Annotated in this window: 10 protein-coding genes; 8 read left to right on the top strand and 2 right to left on the bottom strand. The window is 60.7% G+C overall.

The window, feature by feature from the left end; genetic code table 11:
• From brxC to ACUCV3_RS15775, 7 genes are all read left to right on the top strand, one after another.
• A complete protein-coding gene (gene brxC / locus ACUCV3_RS15805; protein WP_482240826.1) occupies positions 1–3,546 on the top strand; it encodes a BREX system P-loop protein BrxC in 3,546 nt (1,181 codons plus the stop codon).
• Positions 3,546–7,085, top strand: a complete 3,540-nt coding sequence (gene pglX / locus ACUCV3_RS15800; protein WP_482240825.1) for a BREX-1 system adenine-specific DNA-methyltransferase PglX — start codon at positions 3,546–3,548, stop codon at positions 7,083–7,085. Before brxC ends, pglX begins: the two co-directional genes overlap by 1 nt.
• A gap of 2 nt (positions 7,086–7,087) precedes the next feature.
• Positions 7,088–9,589 (top strand): BREX-1 system phosphatase PglZ type A, encoded by a 2,502-nt coding sequence (gene pglZ, locus ACUCV3_RS15795; RefSeq protein ID WP_482240824.1) that lies wholly within the window; start codon positions 7,088–7,090, stop codon positions 9,587–9,589.
• Between the two features lie 11 nt (positions 9,590–9,600).
• A complete protein-coding gene (brxL, locus tag ACUCV3_RS15790; RefSeq protein WP_482240823.1) occupies positions 9,601–11,679 on the top strand; it encodes a BREX system Lon protease-like protein BrxL in 2,079 nt (692 codons plus the stop codon).
• A 197-nt stretch (positions 11,680–11,876) separates the two neighbouring features.
• Positions 11,877–12,779, top strand: a complete 903-nt coding sequence (locus tag ACUCV3_RS15785) for a hypothetical protein (protein ID WP_482240822.1) — start codon at positions 11,877–11,879, stop codon at positions 12,777–12,779.
• Positions 12,736–14,001: a hypothetical protein gene (locus ACUCV3_RS15780; RefSeq protein WP_482240821.1), complete on the top strand. Its 1,266-nt coding sequence runs from the start codon at positions 12,736–12,738 to the stop codon at positions 13,999–14,001. Before ACUCV3_RS15785 ends, ACUCV3_RS15780 begins: the two co-directional genes overlap by 44 nt.
• A complete protein-coding gene (locus tag ACUCV3_RS15775) occupies positions 13,998–14,531 on the top strand; it encodes a hypothetical protein (RefSeq protein WP_482240820.1) in 534 nt (177 codons plus the stop codon). The genes ACUCV3_RS15780 and ACUCV3_RS15775 overlap by 4 nt, the downstream gene beginning before the upstream one ends.
• 359 nt (positions 14,532–14,890) lie before the next feature.
• Here the strand turns inward: ACUCV3_RS15775 and ACUCV3_RS15770 are convergent, their stop codons facing one another.
• Both ACUCV3_RS15770 and ACUCV3_RS15765 read right to left on the bottom strand, forming a co-directional pair.
• Complete coding sequence (locus ACUCV3_RS15770) at positions 14,891–15,280, bottom strand: type II toxin-antitoxin system VapC family toxin (protein ID WP_294443940.1); 390 nt, start codon at positions 15,278–15,280, stop codon at positions 14,891–14,893.
• Positions 15,277–15,522: an AbrB/MazE/SpoVT family DNA-binding domain-containing protein gene (locus ACUCV3_RS15765; protein WP_294443969.1), complete on the bottom strand. Its 246-nt coding sequence runs from the start codon at positions 15,520–15,522 to the stop codon at positions 15,277–15,279. The genes ACUCV3_RS15770 and ACUCV3_RS15765 overlap by 4 nt, the downstream gene beginning before the upstream one ends.
• 391 nt (positions 15,523–15,913) lie before the next feature.
• Here ACUCV3_RS15765 and ACUCV3_RS15760 point away from each other — a divergent pair, with 391 nt between their 5' ends.
• The gene (locus ACUCV3_RS15760) at positions 15,914–17,086 is read left to right on the top strand and encodes a tyrosine-type recombinase/integrase (RefSeq protein ID WP_482240878.1); all 1,173 of its coding nucleotides are present in this window, start codon (positions 15,914–15,916) and stop codon (positions 17,084–17,086) included.
• Positions 17,087–17,170: the final 84 nt, after the last annotated feature.

The following is a 17,170-nucleotide window of genomic DNA, read 5'->3' as shown; positions in this document are numbered from 1 at the left end:
ATGACCAAACTTCGCGACATTTTCGAGAAACCTGTCGATCGCGCGATCGAAGGGGTCATCAAGGCCGACGATGAGGCTAGCCTCCGGGTCGAGCTCGAAGAATATGTGATCACCAACGAGATCGAGCGCCAGCTCGAGAAATTTCTCGACGCCTACAACAACTACGAGAAGGCAAACGGGGTCTGGATCTCAGGCTTCTTCGGATCGGGCAAATCGCACCTGCTGAAGATGCTGGCGCTCCTCCTGGAGAACCGGAACGTCGGCGGAACGCCCGCATATGAGCTTTTCAAGCAGAAGTGCGCCGATAACGAGATCCTGGCAGCCGATCTGCGCAAGGCGGTCTCGATTCCTTCGCGGAGCATCCTGTTCAACATCGACCAGAAGGCCGATGTAATCTCGAAGGAACAGATCGACGCCCTGCTTTCAGTGTTCCAGAAAGTCTTCGACGAGATGTGCGGCTATTATGGAAAGCAGCCGCATATCGCCCAGTTCGAGCGCGATCTCGACAGCCGCGGCGTCTTCGAAAAATTCCAAACGGCCTACCAAGCCGTCGCAGGCAAGCCCTGGGAGCGGGGGCGCGAACAGGCCCTGCTGGAAAGTGCGAACGTCGCCAAGGCCTATGCGGAGGCGACAGGAGCCGATCCGTCAGCGGCCCAGGGAATCCTGACCCAGTACCGGCAGGATTTCCGGTCATCGATCGAGGACTTCGCCGACAAGGTGAAGGCCTACGTCGATGCCCAGGAGCCGGGGTTCAGGCTCAACTTCTTCGTCGACGAGGTCGGCCAGTACATCGCCGATAACGTCAAGCTCATGACCAACCTGCAGACCATTGCGGAGAGCCTGAACACCAAGTGCCGCGGGCGAGCGTGGATCATTGTGACCGCCCAGCAGGACATGGGCTCGGTCATTGGGGACATGACGCAGCGGCAAGAGAACGATTTCTCCAAGATCCAGGCGCGCTTTGCGAACCGGATGCCGCTTAACAGCGCGGACGTGGCGGAGGTGATTCAAAAACGGCTGCTGAAGAAGACCGAACCCGGGATCCTGTCCCTCACGGACCTCTACCACCGCGAAGCCAACAATCTGAAGACGCTGTTCGACTTCTCGGACGGCTCGATGCGCCTGGAGAATTTCCGGGACCGCGACCACTTCATCCACAGCTACCCCTTCGTCCCTTATCAGTATCCGCTCTTCCAGCAGGCGATCCAGAACCTGTCGCAGCACAATGCCTTCGAGGGTAAGCACAGCTCGGTCGGTGAGCGGTCCATGCTCGGCGTCTTCCAGGAGGTCGCGGTCAGACTCGCGGACATTCCGGTCGGCGGCGTCGCAACCTTCGATCAGATGTTCGAAGGCATCCGGACCGCGCTCAAATCCAACGTCCAGCAATCGATCCTGATCGCCGAGAAGAATCTTGGCGACGAGTTCGCCACGCGGGTTCTGAAGGCGCTGTTCCTCGTCAAATACGTGAAGGGCTTCAAACCGACCGCGCGCAACATTTCGATCTTGATGCTCGATCGGTTCGACGCCGATCTCGCCAAGCACAAGCGGCATGTGGAGGAGGCGCTCAGCCTTCTCGAACAGAACACCTACATCCAGCGCAACGGCGACCTGTTCGAATTCCTGACCGACGAGGAAAAGGATGTCGAACAGGAGATCAAGGCGATCGAAGTCGATACCGCCGAGATCGCCAAGGAACTCGAAGTCCTGATTTTTGATGGGGTCATCAAGAGCCGGAAGCTTCGGCACGAAGCGTCGTCACAGGAATATAGCTTCGCCCGCTATCTGGATGATCGGCTGCTGGGCCGAGATTATGAGCTGGCCGTCAACATCGTCACGCCGTTCCACGAGCAGAGCGGGAACGCGGAGGCGATCGCCATGCGCACCATGTCGCGCGACGAGCTGGCCGTCGTCCTGAACGCTGATGTCCGCTTCGTCAGCGACCTGATGATGTTCAAGCGAACGGACAAATATGTGCGCCAAGCCCGTGCGGTGGCTCAGCAGCCGGCCATCGAGCGGATCGTCCGCGAGAAAGGCGAGCAGAACAGCAGCCGCCAGCGCGATTTGACGCTGCGGGCTCAACGACTGTTGGCGGACGCGCGGCTGTTCGTGCGCGGCGAGGAGATCGAGGTTCGGTCGGAGGACCCGCAAGCCAGGATCGAGCGCGCATTCCAGACGCTCGTCGACAAGGTCCATGTCAATCTGGGCATGTTGCGCGGCGTGGCCTATTTCGAGAGCGATATCGGCAAGTCCCTGACGCATGGCAACGACGGCATGTTCGGCGGCGATGGGGCCAACCTGACCGAGGCCGAGCAAGAGATCCTGAACTACGCCCAGGCTAATGCTCGAACCGGCATTCGCACCACGATCAAGGCCATTCTCGAACGGTTCGAGCGCAAGCCCTACGGGTGGTCCTACGCCGCGATCCTGTCCACGACCGCGAGCCTGATCGGGCGCGGCAAGATCGAGGCGCGTCAGGACGGCAGCCCGCTGGAAGGCGAGCCCCTGCAACGCGGGCTTCAGAACTCGCACGCGCACGGCAACATCGTGGTGGAGCTGCAGGTGGAATTCACGGCTGCGCAGACGCGCAAGCTCAAGGAATTCTACGGCGAGTTCTTCGACTCGCAGCCGGCCGGATCGGAAGCCAAGGCGCTGGGGATCGAGACAGCCGAGGCGTTCGGCGCGCTGAAGAATGAGCTTGCGGTGCTGGAGGCCCAGTCGTCGCGCTATCCGTTCCTCGCCGCCCTCACCGAGGTGCAGGAGGCGGTGCGTGAGGTTACCGGCAAACCTTATGCATGGTACGTGCAGGACCTCGGTCGCCACGAGGAGCACCTGCTCGATCTTAAGGAGAGCGTCCTCGATCCGGTTCGCCGCTTCATGGGCGGGTCGCAGAAGGCGATCTACGACGAAGCGCGCACCTACCTTGCCGATCAGGGCGCCAACTTCGGCTATGGCGGTGACGATCGAGCCGGCGCCATCCGAGCCGTTCTGGACAATCCAACCTGCTTCAAGGGCAATGCCATTCAGCAGATGAAGGGCTCCCTTGATGCGCTCAAGGCCGAGGTCGATGCGCGGATCGTCGCGGAGCGCAAGGCGGCGCTGTTTGAAGTTGAAGAGTTGAGAGAAAAGCTCCGGGTGCTTCCGGAATATTCCACCCTGGCCGAACCTGTGCGCCGGGAAATCGAGGCGGGGTTTGCGGGCGTCCTTGAGACAATCGGGAGCAGCAGCTTGATCGCTGTGATCCGCGAGCGGGTGACGGGCTTCAAGTCGACCGTATTTCCGGCGCTGCTTGGCCGAGTCACCACGCCGCCCCCCCAGCCTGCCGACGAGGAGGTCGGCGCCAGCTCTGAGCAGCAGGGCGCGCCCGGTGATGAAAGGCCCGTCGCGCCACCACCTCTGCCGCCTACCCAATACGTGGCAGCTACTGGGCTGCGCGTCGCCTACGCCAAGCCCTTCCTTGCCGACGAGCAGGACGTGGATGCCTACCTCGATACCCTGCGCGAGACACTGATCGCGGAAATCCGCGCGGGCAAAAGGATCACGATCTGATGGATGCGATTACCCCGATGAGTGTCCCGCAGCGCAAAACGATGGATACAGGTGCGCTTAAGAAATTCGCGCAGGAAGCCCGCCGAACGCTGCGCGACCAGGTGTCGGCGAAGCTCGTCCTGGTTCTGGCAGAGAACAGCGCTGCGCGGCGCGAAGCGCGGAAGGCCGTGCAGCAGCTCGAGAGCGAGATCGGGCGCACGTCGCGCGATCAGGTCATCGAACGCGTAGCCTACACCTGGTTCAACCGCTTCACCGCGCTGCGCTTCATGGACGCCAATGCCTATACGGCCGTTCGGGTGGTGACTCCGGCTGATGGACAGACGCGACCCGAGATTCTGTCTGAGGCGATGGCCGGTGTCATCGGTAATGAAGTTCCGGAAGCTGCTGCTGCGCAGATCCGAGCGTTGCTCGACAACCGGACGCCGTCACCCGATCCACAGAGTGAGGCCTATCGCCGGTTGCTGGTGGCCACCTGCAATCATTGGCACACGGCGATGCCGTTCCTGTTTGAGAAGATCGACGACTATTCCGAACTGTTGATGCCAAAGGATTTGCTCAGTCAGTCCTCCGTCCTCGCCCGCCTCCGCGAAGTGATGACTGATGATGCCTGCCAAGATGTTGAGATCATTGGCTGGCTCTATCAGTTTTATATTTCGGAGAAGAAGGATCAGGTCTTTGCAGGTCTGAAGAAGAACCAGAAGATCACGGCTGATAATATTCCAGCCGCGACGCAGCTTTTCACCCCACACTGGATCGTTCGCTATCTAGTCGAGAACTCGCTCGGGCGGCTCTGGCTGCTTAATCGGCCGACGAGCTGCCTCGCCGAGCGGATGGACTACTATATCGCGCCCGAAGAGCCAGAGACGGACTTCCTCCGGATCTCCCGTCCCGAAGAGATTCGCATCTGCGATCCGGCCTGCGGGTCGGGGCATATGCTAACCTACGCCTTCGACCTGCTATACGCGATCTACGAGGAAGAGGGTTACGAGGCGACCGAGATTCCGGGCCTTATTCTGAAGCACAATCTGACAGGCGTGGAGATCGACGACCGCGCTGGCGCGCTGGCGGCCTTTGCTCTGGCGATGAAGGCGGCGGCAAAGCTGGGGCGGCGGCGCTTCCTGCGTATGGAGGCGACGCCCAACATCGTCGTTCTGCAGAATGTTGCCTTCACCGCAGCCGAGATGACGGACGTAGCTGCCGTCATGGGGCGCGACCTGTTCACGGCCGAGTTGCGCGAAACGCTGTTGCAGTTCGAGCAGGCGAAGAATTTCGGCTCATTGATCGTGCCAACGCTGAGCGACCCGGCCGAAACGCTAAGGGTGCTGGAGGCGCGAGATTTCAGTAGCGATCTGTTGCTGAAGGAGCTGCGGGACCGCGTAGTGGCCGTGTTGCGTATGGCCGAGGCCCTCTCTCCCAAATACCATGTGCTGGTAGCTAACCCGCCCTACATGGGCGGGACCGGGATGAATGGGCAGCTGTCTGATTATGTGAAAGTCCGCTTTCCGAATAGCAAAGCAGATCTGATGACCTGCTTTATGGAGAGATCTGAAAAGCTCACGCTGCAGAACGGCCTGTGGGCGATGATAAACATCCCAACTTGGATGTTTCTTTCAACATTCGAAAATCTTCGTCACGGCATCCTGTCAGACCAGTGCATTGCGAGCCTAGTACATGCAGGTCGCGGGTTGTTCGGCCCCGACTTCGGTGCCGTTGCATTCGTAGTAAGAAAATCAAAGCCCTCGTCATCACTCAAGGCGGTTTACCGGCGGCTATTTGAGAAGCAGGTTGACGTGCGAGCACCAGAAGTGATCGAGTCACTTTTCCTCGACCGAGACTATAACTGGTACGTAGCCGACCAGAATGATTTTCTTTCGATTCCAGGCATTCCAATTGCATACTGGATTTCTTCTAGCCTGAGGAATGTCTTCAAGACATGTCCGAAGTTGGGAACGATAATTGATGCTCGGCAGGGTCTATCTACATCGGATAACCCGAGATTTATCCGTCAATGGTGGGAGGTCGAGAATTCAAAGCGCGGCGATGAAGGCCTGGAGCCTGATGACTACAAAGATGGGTCGCTTCATTGGGCGCCTTACAACAAAGGCGGGGAATTTCGCCGTTGGTACGGCAACATCGAACACGTCCTCTGGTGGAAAAATGATGGGAAAACGCTTTCCGATCTTAAGCCAAAGTCGGTCATGCGAAGCCAGACGCACTATTTTCGAGAAAGCGTAAGCTGGCTAAGTTATACGGTATCTCGAAACTCTTTCCGATCTTATGGTCCTGGATTCGTTTTCGATACCAGCGCCCATTCGGCGTTTTCCGAAAATGCCAGTGATCTATCAGGGGCACTTTGCTTTGGAAATTCACGGGCTTTCGAGGTGATCGCAACCGTAATCAACCCGACGGTGCATTTCCATTCAGCGAACTTTATGGATGCCCCATTGGTCCGAGTTTCAAGCGCCCACACCGAAACTACACATACTTCCGCTGTAGCATTGGCCAAGGCTGACTGGGATGCCTACGAAACCTCTTGGAATTTCAAGTCTCTTCCGCTGCTCTCGCCTGACCACCGTGCCGATACGGTGGGGGCTACATACGCGCGCCTGCGTGCTCACTGGGCGGACATGACGGCAGAGATGCAACAGCTGGAGGAGAAGAACAACCGCGCCTTCATCGACGCCTATGGCCTGCAGGATGAAATTGTGCCCGAGGTGCCGCTGGAGGAGATCACGCTTACCTGCAACCCCGCCTATCGCTATGGGGTGAAGGGTTCCGAAGAAGATCGCGAGAAGCGCCTCCTCGCCGATACCATGGCCGAGTTCCTCAGCTATGCCGTGGGCTGCATGTTCGGCCGCTACAGCCTGGACGCGCCCGGCCTAATCCTCGCCAACCAAGGCGCTGGCGTTGCGGAGTATCTGGTCAAGGTGCCCGAACCGACTTTCGCGCCCGACGCCGACAACGTGATTCCCATCCTTGATGGCGACTGGTTCGCCGACGACATCACCGAACGCTTTCGCAAGTTCCTTCGCGTTCTCTTCGGCGATGTCAACTTCCAAGAAAACCTCACGTTCATCGAGGAGGCTCTGGGAAAGAAACTGCGAGCCTATTTCACCCGCGACTTTTATGCCGATCACGTCCAGCGATTCAAAAAACGGCCAATTTATTGGCTTTTCTCTAGCCCGAGGGGAACCTTCAACGCGCTGATCTACATGCACCGCTATCGCCCCGACACCGTGAGTGTGGTGCTGAACGACTATCTGCGTGAGTTTCGTAACAAGCTAGAGGGGCACCGCCGCGCGCAGGAGGCGTTGAGCATCAGTGGCGAGGCCTCCCCTGCACAGAAGACGAAGGCGCTGAAGGAGATCGAGGCGACTGGCAAGCAGATCGAGGAAATTGATGTGTGGGAACGCGACGTCCTGTTCCCACTGGCCACGCAGAAGATCGAGATCGATCTCGATGAGGGTGTGAAGGCCAACTACCCCAAGTTCGGTACAGCCCTGAAGCCCATCAAGGGCCTGAACGACGCCGTCGACTGACCATGCTCGACCGCATCACCAAGGGCCTTGAAGGCCATTTCGACAAGCACCGCATCGTCTTCTGGTACGACCCCGCGCGCGAGTTCCGCCCCGCATTCGATGGGCTAACGCTGAGCCGCGTGACGAAGATCGAGGTGGTCAACACCGAGTTCGCTGTGAAGCACCGGATCCTTCGGGAATTCCCGAAAGATCAATTCCTGCTCTACTGGGAGGGGCCGCGGCCAACGGACATCGACAATTGGCTGCTCGACGTCGAGCTGGCGAACGTGGTGTTCAAGACCGACCAGGTGGCGCTCTGGTTGAGCGATCTTGGCTTGCCGATCGGCTTCGAGGATCTGGTGCGCGAGCATCAGGAGTTTTTCCGTTCCAGCCGCCGTATGGAAAAATTGAAAAGGGCGATCCGCGGGGATGACACCAAACTCGCCCTGCATTTGAAGATGCTAGCCATCTGCGCGGGCGCCGACGGCGGCTTCGACACCGTCGTCGAAGCACTGCTGACGGAGCTTGCGGAGGGGCGCGAGGACAGCCTCAGGGTGATCGGCCGGATCGGACTGGACGTCTTCCTCTGGGAACAGATGGCGCGGATCTTCGGCTATCGCGCCGAGCGGCCCAGTATCGGTGACTTCGCGATCACGCTGTTCAAATCCTGTTACCAGAGCGCCGTTGGTGGGGATCCGATCCTAACGTCCGACGCCCTGGTGTTCTTCCGGCGGTGGAAAAACAACCGGAATGCTGGGGAGGTCTTTGCCAAGCTGGCGGCCGACCATGCCGAGGCCCTGGGCATCGCCGAGGATCTGGCCAAACGCGATTTCCGCACGTTGATTGAGATCGACTATTTCGAGGAGGTCGATCGGGCGATTATCCGTGCGCTGGTTCATGAGGTCAGCGCCCAGACGGTCGCCCAGGCTGACGTGCTGAGCTGGGTTCGTCAGCGACGGCAAAGCCACTGGTACGGCGACTATCGCGATCTCTATGAGGCGATCGGTTTCGCCGCCGAATTCCAGCAGGCGATGGCGCAGGTAGCGCTTGGCATGAACAGCCTGGCCGAGGGCGTGCAGCGCTATGCGAAGAGCTGGTTCAGGATCGACCAGCTCTACCGGAAATTCATCTGGCACATGCAAAAGTCCGGGCAAGCGACATTGATGCGCGAGCTCTCGGAGCAGGTCGAGAACCATTACGTGAACAGCTATCTGCTGCGCCTCAACGAGGCGTGGCAGGTCCATGTGGACGGGGCCGAATCTTGGTCGGCTGCGCCCGTATTGGCGCAGCGGGGCTTCTATCGCGAGCATGTCGGTGAGTTCCGGCGTCGTGATCAGAAGATTTGCGTCATCATCTCCGACGCACTCCGCTACGAAATTGCCGAGGAGCTCCTCGGGCGAATCCGGAGCCTTGACCGCTACGAAGCGGCTATCGAACCAGTGTTTGGCAGCCTGCCGAGCTACACCCAGCTCGGCATGGCTTCGCTCCTGCCCAACGGCGACCTGCAGATCGCCGATAACGACACGGCCACCGTCCTGGTAGACGGCCAGAGTTCACAGGGGCTGGAGAACCGCAAGAAGATCCTGGCGAAAGGTCGCCCAGGCGACAGGACCACGGCCTTGAAAGCCGAGGAGCTCATGGGCTTGGACAAGGATCAGGCGCGAGCACTCGTCCGGGACCACGACGTCATCTATGTCTATCACAACCTGATCGACGCGATCGGCGACAAGCAGGTTTCCGAGGAGCGGGTTTTCGAGGCCGCGGAGGACACGATCGAGGAGATCGTGCGGCTGGTGAAAAAGCTCAACGGCGCCAATGCCGCCAACATGATCGTCACCGCCGACCATGGCTTTATCTATCAGCACCGCCCGATCGAGGAGAGCGACTTCTCCTCCGCCCAGGTGGAGGGCGACACGATCCTCTACCGGGATCGCCGGTTCATCCTCGGGCATGGTTTGAAGGCCAACCATGGCCTACGGCGCTTCACGCCTGCGCAGGCCAATCTTCAGGGCTCGGTGGAAGTGCTGATCCCGAAATCGATCAACCGGTTGCGCAGGCAGGGCTCGGGGAGCCGGTTCGTCCATGGTGGGGCGACGCTGCAGGAGATCGTCGTCCCCGTCGTCAAAATCAACAAGAAGCGTCAGAGCGACACTTCGGCGGTAGAGGTCGAAATCATCGGCAGCTCGAACCAGATGATCACATCGAGCCAGATCTCGGTGCGCTTCTATCAGGCTACCGCGGTGACCGAGAAAGCCCAGTCACGCCAGTTGCGGGCCGGCATCTACGCCCAATCGGGCGAGCTGATTTCCGACTGCCATGACCTGGTCTTCGACTTCCGCTCCGACAATCCCCGCGAGCGCGAAATTCCGGTCCGGTTCCTGCTGTCGCGGCAGGCCGACGCGTTCAATGATCAGGAGGTGATCCTGAAACTCGAAGAGCGACATGGCGAGACGTCCCACTTCCGGGAGTACCGCACGGCTCGCTATCGGCTGAAGCGTAGCTTCTCGAACGATTTTGACTTCTGAAGGGGGGAGCGATGACTGCGCTGGACGACAAAATCAACGAACGCTTCCCCGGCCTTGTGGTGCGCAAGGACCTGGTCAAGGCCGTGAAGGGCAACGCCATCGTCCCTTCCTATGTGCTGGAATTCCTGCTCGGCCAATATTGCGCCACCAATGACGAGGCCTCGATTCAGTCTGGGATCGAGACCGTCAAGGAAATCCTGCGCAAGCACTACGTTCATCGCAACGAGGCGGGCCTGATCCGGTCGAACATCCGGGAAAAGGGCCGGTGGAAGGTGATCGACAAGATCAGCGTCGATCTGAACACCGATAGGGATGTGTACGAGGCCACCTTCTCCAACCTCGGCATCAAGAAGGTGATCATCGATTCCGGCACGGTGAAGACTCATCCCAAGCTTCTTGTCAGCGGCGTCTGGTGCATCGCCGACATCGAGTACGAGCACAGCGAGGATAAGAACGTCGCGCCTTGGGTTCTCGGCAGCATCAAGCCGATCCAACTCTCCAAGTTCGATTACGATGCCTATCTCCAGGCGCGGGCTGGGTTCACGACGGACGAATGGATCGACCTGCTCTTTCAGACGGTGGGATTCGATCCCGAAATGTTCGGGCGCCGTAGCAAGCTGCTGCAGCTGATGCGCCTCGTGCCCTTCGTCGAGCGCAACTACAACCTGATCGAACTTGGCCCCAAGGGGACGGGCAAGTCGCACATCTTCTCGGAATTCTCTCCGCACGGCATCCTGATTTCCGGCGGCGAGGTGACGGTGCCCAAGCTGTTCGTCAACAACAGCTCGGGCAAGATCGGCCTAGTCGGCTACTGGGATGTCGTCGCCTTCGATGAGTTTGCGGGACGCCAGAAGCGGGTCGACAAGGCGCTTGTCGACATCATGAAGAACTACATGGCCAACAAGAGCTTCTCCCGGGGCGTTGAGACGCTCGGAGCCGAGGCGTCAATGGTTTTTGTAGGGAACACTAAGCACACCGTTCCCTACATGCTGAAGCATAGCGACCTGTTCGAGGAGCTGCCGGAGAAGTATTACGATTCAGCGTTCATCGATCGTCTCCATAGCTACGTGCCCGGCTGGGAGATCGATGTCATCCGCGGCGAAATGTTCTCGACCGGCTACGGCTTCGTCGTCGATTACTTGGCCGAGATCCTGCGGCACATGCGCAGCGACGATTACTCCAACCGCTACCGAGACTTGTTCAGCCTTTCGTCGGATATCTCAACGCGCGACCGCGACGGCGTGAACAAGACCTTTTCGGGCATGATGAAGCTGCTGTTTCCGGCGGACGACGGGACCGAAGCCGAGGTCGAAGAGATCCTGCACCTCGCCATGGAAGGGCGAAAGCGCGTCAAAGACCAGCTCCTGAGGATCGACAGCACCTACCCGGAGACAGATTTCTCGTTCACCGCGCGCGACGGCCGCAAGGTCATCGTCACCACGCTGGAGGAGACGGAGTACCCCGACCACTATCACAAGCGCGCTCCGGGCCATGAGGAGTCAAATACGTCACAGGGCACTTCCTCGGTCACTCCCGAGCCTGCCACATCGATCGCGCCAACCACGACCGGCGGTAAGGCTGAGCCCGCCGCGCCTCGAGAAGGACACCGGGTGTTCAGCGAGAACCAGAAGGGGGTGACGTTCGCTGACCTTTTCTGGCCATGGGTCGCGGGCGCGAAGAAAATCGTCATTACTGATCCCTACATTCGCATGTTCCATCAGATCAGGAATGTGATGGAATTCGTTGAAATGATCGCGGTGCGCAAGGCGCCCGAGGACGAGGTCGCGGTTCACCTCGTTACCTGCCTCGACGACAACTATCCCGAAAAGCAACAGTCCAATCTGATCGCCGTAGAGTCCGCTGGCGCAGCAGCCGGCATCAGCTTTTCGTGGGAGTTCGACGGGACCAACACCATTCATGCGCGGCATATTAACAGCGACACGGGGTGGAAGATCAGCCTCGATCGGGGTCTCGACATTTTTCAGAAGTTCGAGACGAACAATGCTTTCAGCCTTCCGAACCGCCTGCAGGCATATCGTCAGGTGAAAAGCTTCGAAGTGACATATCTAAGGCTGCGAGAGGCGCTGTGACTAGGATACAGATCGCCGACGCTTTGAGCAGCCTCTCGTCAGCCGGGTTTCGTAGGCAACATGATGTCTAGAGCTCTGAGCCGGCTCACATTAACAAGGGTCCGGAGCTGCCACTAGGCGGGGCGGTTCAAGGGCTGGAAGAAACGTTTGCCTCCGGTTGGGGGTGGGCTGCTAGATCAGCCAGATAGATGTGGGGTATGTCGATGCAAACTGGAGCGCCTGAGGCCTATTTGGCTACCTTGGTTCGCCGTCTCAAGGCAGTCGATGCTGCCACCACCTACCTCGAAGAAGATACACGCAGCGGCTTCAGAGATGATCTTCGCCGGGCGGTACGCGATTGCCAGATGACCGGCCTTTTGTACGATTATACGGTGGTCGCAATCGCCGGTGACCAAGGTGCTGGCAAGACCCGGCTGATGCGGCTGCTCTATGATCTCGATACGGCATGGCTGGGTGATAACGCTGGGCGCGGTGAGTACCTGCCGGTCTTGATATTAGAGGATCCGCGCATCGGCGAGGTACATGGCTGCATCTATCGGTGGAACGATGACTCCGACCCAGGAGAGCCGCGCGGTGAGGCGGTCTCTGCCGAGAGGTTCCAGCAAGCGGTGCGGAACTGGACGGGAGACTTGCTGGAACTGCCGGTTCTACGCGTACCCACCAGGTACTTCGGCGGGCAGAAGAACCACGGATTCTTGCTGCTTCCCGGTTACGAGAGGATCACCGCCAGAAACCGGCCTTGGCAGGATTTCATGCGTCTTGCCCTCGTCGCCTCTACCGCCTGCGTCTTGGTGACCAATAGCGGACTGCTAGCCCAACAGCAGGACGCGATCAGGACGGACCTGCAAAAGAACCAGCTTGCCGGGGTGCAGCCGGTCATTGCGATCACCGGCACTGAGACGATGCTGGCGGACCGGCTCGAGCAATTGCGTGCGACCGCAGCGGAACGCTTCCAGGTGCCATCGAGCGGAGTCGTCTGCACCGGTATCGGTGATTGGGAGTACGAGGAGGCAGTCCGTACTTCAATCCTAGACGCCTTGGGCCGGCAGGGCGGCCTTGGTTTATTCACAAGATTCGGTCCGCCGCTGGCGCAAGGATGAGGCTGACGCCGGACGTGCATGCGATCTCGCGGCATTGCGCGACCTTTTTACCCGGGAAATCGCTCATTTCGAACTGAAGATGCCTGATGATCTGCCCAATCGGATCTACCCGCTGGAGCTTGGCGACAGCTGGACAGGCATGGGTCAAAAGGGCGACGACCATCACCGCTGGTCCGCACACGTGCAAGCGACTGCGCGGCAGGCGCTGATGGTAGACATTCGTCAGTCCTGTGAAGGAGAACGGCGGCTACGGATCAGCAAGGAAGTGCGTGAACAGGCCTACTGGCGACAGGATGATCTGTGGTGCCAGTGGAGGATTAGTCGAGGTGCATCGCGTATGGAGGCCAGCAAGTGCCAGGAGGCAATCACAGCGGCGGAGGCCCGCAAAGACAAATGGCACAAGTGGTTTTTGCGATACGACGGAAGGCTGCGCAGGTTAGATGCTGTCGAACCTCTAGTTGCAGACAATGTACGCAGGTGGCTGCTTTATGCGGGTGTCGCCTCACAGACTGTTTCGCCATCGCCCGGCGTCTCGCAGGCGCAGTTGCTAGAGGGTCGCAAGCCTATCAAGGCGACGGTCAGCGCCATGCAAGAATGGCTGGCGGCGGACCAAGCGAAGCTCGTCGGTGCATCCGACCGCATCACCGAATGGTTCAACAAAGAGACGGGCCTGCAAACCGAACCTTTGGTTCCGCCGCCCTGTGCCCAAGTGGCAGGTATTCGCAAGTTGCTGAACGGATATGGCATGGATGCGTACTGGACGTGGATTACCGATCAGTTCGAAGCCGATAGTGCTGCCCTGGCGGAGGCCGCCGCTGCACACCGGAAGGCAATGCAGGATCATCTGCCAAACCAGCTTCTAGAACGGCTGCAGGATGCACGGGACACACCGCGCGCACGCCGCAGGATTGCGGTCCAGCAGCGTGATCAATGCGAAGCGGATATAGCAAAGCTCAGAGCGCAGCAGGCACAGATCCGTGAAGAGCGGAAGCAGTCATGGGCACTACACTTGCGCAGGATGGGCCCCATCAGGCATGACCTTGAGCGGGTCGCGAAGTTCGAGACTCATATGGCAAACGCTTATGGCCACGAAACAAAGCGGCTAACCGGCATGGTGCACGATGCGGTGCGTACCCGGCGGCCGGCGCTCGCCCTCGCGCGGATGTGCCAGATGCGGCTGAGCCGCGACATTCACCGTAGGTATTGCACAGGGACAGCATGACCCAGACTGATATCGAACCGGAAACTGCTGATCTTTCTGACCTGCTGGAGGAACTCATCGCGAGGCCGGTGAAGCATGAACTGGCTGCCCATTTCGAAGAGGTAGAGAACTGCTTTGAGCGCCAGCGCAAACGCTTTGCCGCCCAGATTGTTGAGGTACAGGACGTTACCACGACCGAAGCAAGGCGCTTGCGTAGCAAGCTGGATGGGGTCGCGACAGGGCTCGTTCAGCTTTCGGCCCAGGCTGCGGACGCTGTGGCAGTCGACGAGAACCGGGCCACACAGCACCTGAAGGCGCTGCAACGCGAGTTTGCTGCAGTGCTCAACAGCATGGCCACCTTGGCAGGCGAGCAGAATGCTTTGCGGGAGGAAGTGCGCCTCGCGCGCGAGACCGCCGCTGCCCAGCAGGTCGCGTGGGCGGAACAAGAAAGCTCGTCACGTCGCAGGCAAGCACGTAATTTAGCACTCTTGGTACCTGGTTCCGGCCTGCTGGGAGCAGGCACGGTTGAGCTGCTGCGCCTTTTCATCTAAAGTGAAAAGCAGCTACTGTCGCCTCGATCAAACAGGCGCTGGTCTCAGCCCCTCGATCGTCATCATGCGCAGCGACAATAATGCGAGCAGTCGATTTGAAATTGCAGGCAGGGGAATGTGATTGCGAGCGCATTGTCACTTAGCGCGAGTAACGCGCTTTCTCCGCTGTCAGATAATTTGAGCAAGTATCCGATCTGTTTGCAACCAAACGGCGGTAGGATCGCAAGAGGCTAAAGCTAACTATGACGGCGTGATCTCAAGCCGTGTTATCTAGGCTTCAGCGCCGTAGCCTCTCGCCGCCTTTCGGGCAACGTACGGAAGCAAGCGGTGCTGCGATTGGCAGAATAACGTTGCCCGTATCAGCGGATGGCAACAACCTTCACATCTGCCGCTGCCGCGACCTTTTTCCACTCCAGATCACTTGTCCAGGCGGGCAGCCCGTCGCGGCGTGCCAGCGCCAGGCAGAAGCGATCGCCCAGCGACAAGCCTGCTTCGGCGGTGACCGCGCGCAGGCGCCCGGCCAATTGCGCCTGCGCCTTGTCGACGGGCACGATGGTCATCGGCAGCGGATCGAGCATCGCGTCCACTTCGCGTTCCGGCATCCCGGCATGAACAAAATGGGTGACCACCTCGGCATAGTTCACCACGCTGATGCGCGCGGTGGCGATCGCGGCGGCGACCTTGGCGGCGCCGCGTTCCCCCTTGATCATCGCGAGCAGGGCCGAGGCGTCGAGAACAATCTCGCTCACTCGCCGCTGTCCTCACGGCGCCTGACCAGGAACGCCTCCACCGAGGCCTCGGGCTTGTCGCCGGTGTAGCGCTTGGCCAGCGCCTGCGCCCGTGCCACGGCCTGGGCTGCGGTGCGCAGCACGACACCGTCATCGGTTTCGTCAAGGTAGACCGCGCCACCGCCGTTGAGGCCCAGGCGCTTGCGGATGTCCGCCGGCAGGCTCATGCGCCCATTTGGCGTGATGTTCACTTGTACGGTCATCGTTCTCAGCGCATCCATCATGGCACCTATCGTCGGCTTGTAGCCGATGAGATGGCATGGTTCAACGGCATGGCAAGCGTGTCACATGCAGCCGGTGAGTGGCACGCCCCCTGCCCTCTGCCGCGCCGCGCGAAGGCACTTTCCATAATCGGACATTATGGTAAGGACAGGACGATTATTGTTCAGAACAGGATCGAAAGGTAGGGTGGTGCAGCACGAGAGCAATACACCGGCGCCGAGCGCGCCGGATCAGGACAAACTGGATCCGATCGGTCTCGCCCTTGACGCCGTGCCACAATCGGCTGTCGATGACATAGATGACGCCATTGTGTCAGCTGTCAGCAGCCAAGCCGCGTCGACCACGCTGCTGGTCGTCCGGACCGACGCTGTACTGCCCAAGCGCCGCTCGCGGCGCGCCGCCGGCGACGACGATGCCGTCACCCCCGACGCGCGGTTGCTGACCGTGCTCGGCCGCGCCGCGCCCGCCGACCTGCCGCCGGTCAGCGCGCTCGGCGTCGAGACCGCGCTCGAGGCGATGGCTGACGCCTCCAAGCTCGCGGTCGCGGCCGACCTCGACTGCTGGCTCGACTGGTGCGCCGGCGATCATCGTCGCCCGTGCCCCGCCGATCCCGAGGACTTGGTGCGCTACCTGCGCGCGCTCGAAGCCGACGGCAAGAAGCCCGCGACGCTGGCCCGCCGGATCGCCAGCCTTGCGACGGTGCACCGCCTGCTCGGGCTCGACCGTGACACGCTGCCGACGGCGGCACCGATGGTCCGCAACGCGCTGCGCGGCAATCGTCGGCGCCAAGGCGCGGCGCAGCGCCAGGCGGCGCCGCTCCGCTTCGGCGGCGGGCTCGGTGAGGCGGGCGGCTTTACGCTGTCGGCGCTGCTGTCGGCCTGCACCGGCGACGTGCAGGGTCTGCGCGACGCCGCGCTGCTGTCGCTCGGCTACGACGCCGGCCTGCGGGTCAGCGAACTGACCGCGGTCGCGGTCGCCGACTTGCGCCCGCAGCCGGACGGCACCGGGCTCCTGCACCTGCCGCGTTCGAAGACCGATCAGGAAGGGATCGGCGCCTGGGCGTGGCTGTCCGCCGACACCATGCGCCGCGTCGCCGCCTGGCGCGGCGAGGCCGCGGTCACCGATGGCGTGCTGTTTCGACGCGTCGGCGTTGATCGGCGTCGACAGCGGTCGAAGGAACTCGCCGATGCGCGCTGGGGCGACGAGGACGTGGAAGGCGCGGCGATGCTGGTGACGTACACGATCGGCGACGCCCCGCTCACCCGCCAGGGGGTGACCGGCATTTACCGGCGGATCGCGCTGGCCGCCTTCGGCGCAGGGCTGGTCGAGCTGCCGGCCGGCGAACTGGAGGCGGCGATCGCGGCGCTCTCCACCCACTCGCTGCGCGTCGGGCTAACCCAAGACCTGTTCGCCGCCGGCGAGGACGGCGCGGGGATCGCGCTGACGCTGCGGTGGTCGTCGCCGTCGACCGCGCTTCGCTACGGCCGCCGGCTGCAGGCGCAGAGTGGTGTCGCGGCGCGGGTGCTCTCCCGTGTGCGGACCTGAGCGCCTCCTCACACATGACCCTCTTCGCTCATCGAGGATGGCCATGACACCGGCGATCCGCTGGCACTGTGTGCCTTGTCTATC

The sequence above is a fragment of the Sphingobium sp. VMM genome (genome assembly GCF_056790315.1).
The sequence above is the reverse complement of the archived record's forward strand: the minus strand, read 5'-3'. Positions and strand labels throughout refer to the sequence as shown.

Excerpts from the sequence above, each read along its gene's own strand:
- brxC (WP_482240826.1), top strand. The coding sequence starts at position 1 with ATGACCAAACTTCGCGACATTTTCGAGAAACCTGTCGATCGCGCGATC.
- pglX (WP_482240825.1), top strand. The coding sequence starts at position 3,546 with ATGGATGCGATTACCCCGATGAGTGTCCCGCAGCGCAAAACGATGGAT.
- pglZ (WP_482240824.1), top strand. The coding sequence starts at position 7,088 with ATGCTCGACCGCATCACCAAGGGCCTTGAAGGCCATTTCGACAAGCAC.
- brxL (WP_482240823.1), top strand. The coding sequence starts at position 9,601 with ATGACTGCGCTGGACGACAAAATCAACGAACGCTTCCCCGGCCTTGTG.
- ACUCV3_RS15785 (WP_482240822.1), top strand. The coding sequence starts at position 11,877 with ATGTCGATGCAAACTGGAGCGCCTGAGGCCTATTTGGCTACCTTGGTT.
- ACUCV3_RS15775 (WP_482240820.1), top strand. The coding sequence starts at position 13,998 with ATGACCCAGACTGATATCGAACCGGAAACTGCTGATCTTTCTGACCTG.
- ACUCV3_RS15765 (WP_294443969.1), bottom strand. The coding sequence starts at position 15,522 with ATGACCGTACAAGTGAACATCACGCCAAATGGGCGCATGAGCCTGCCG.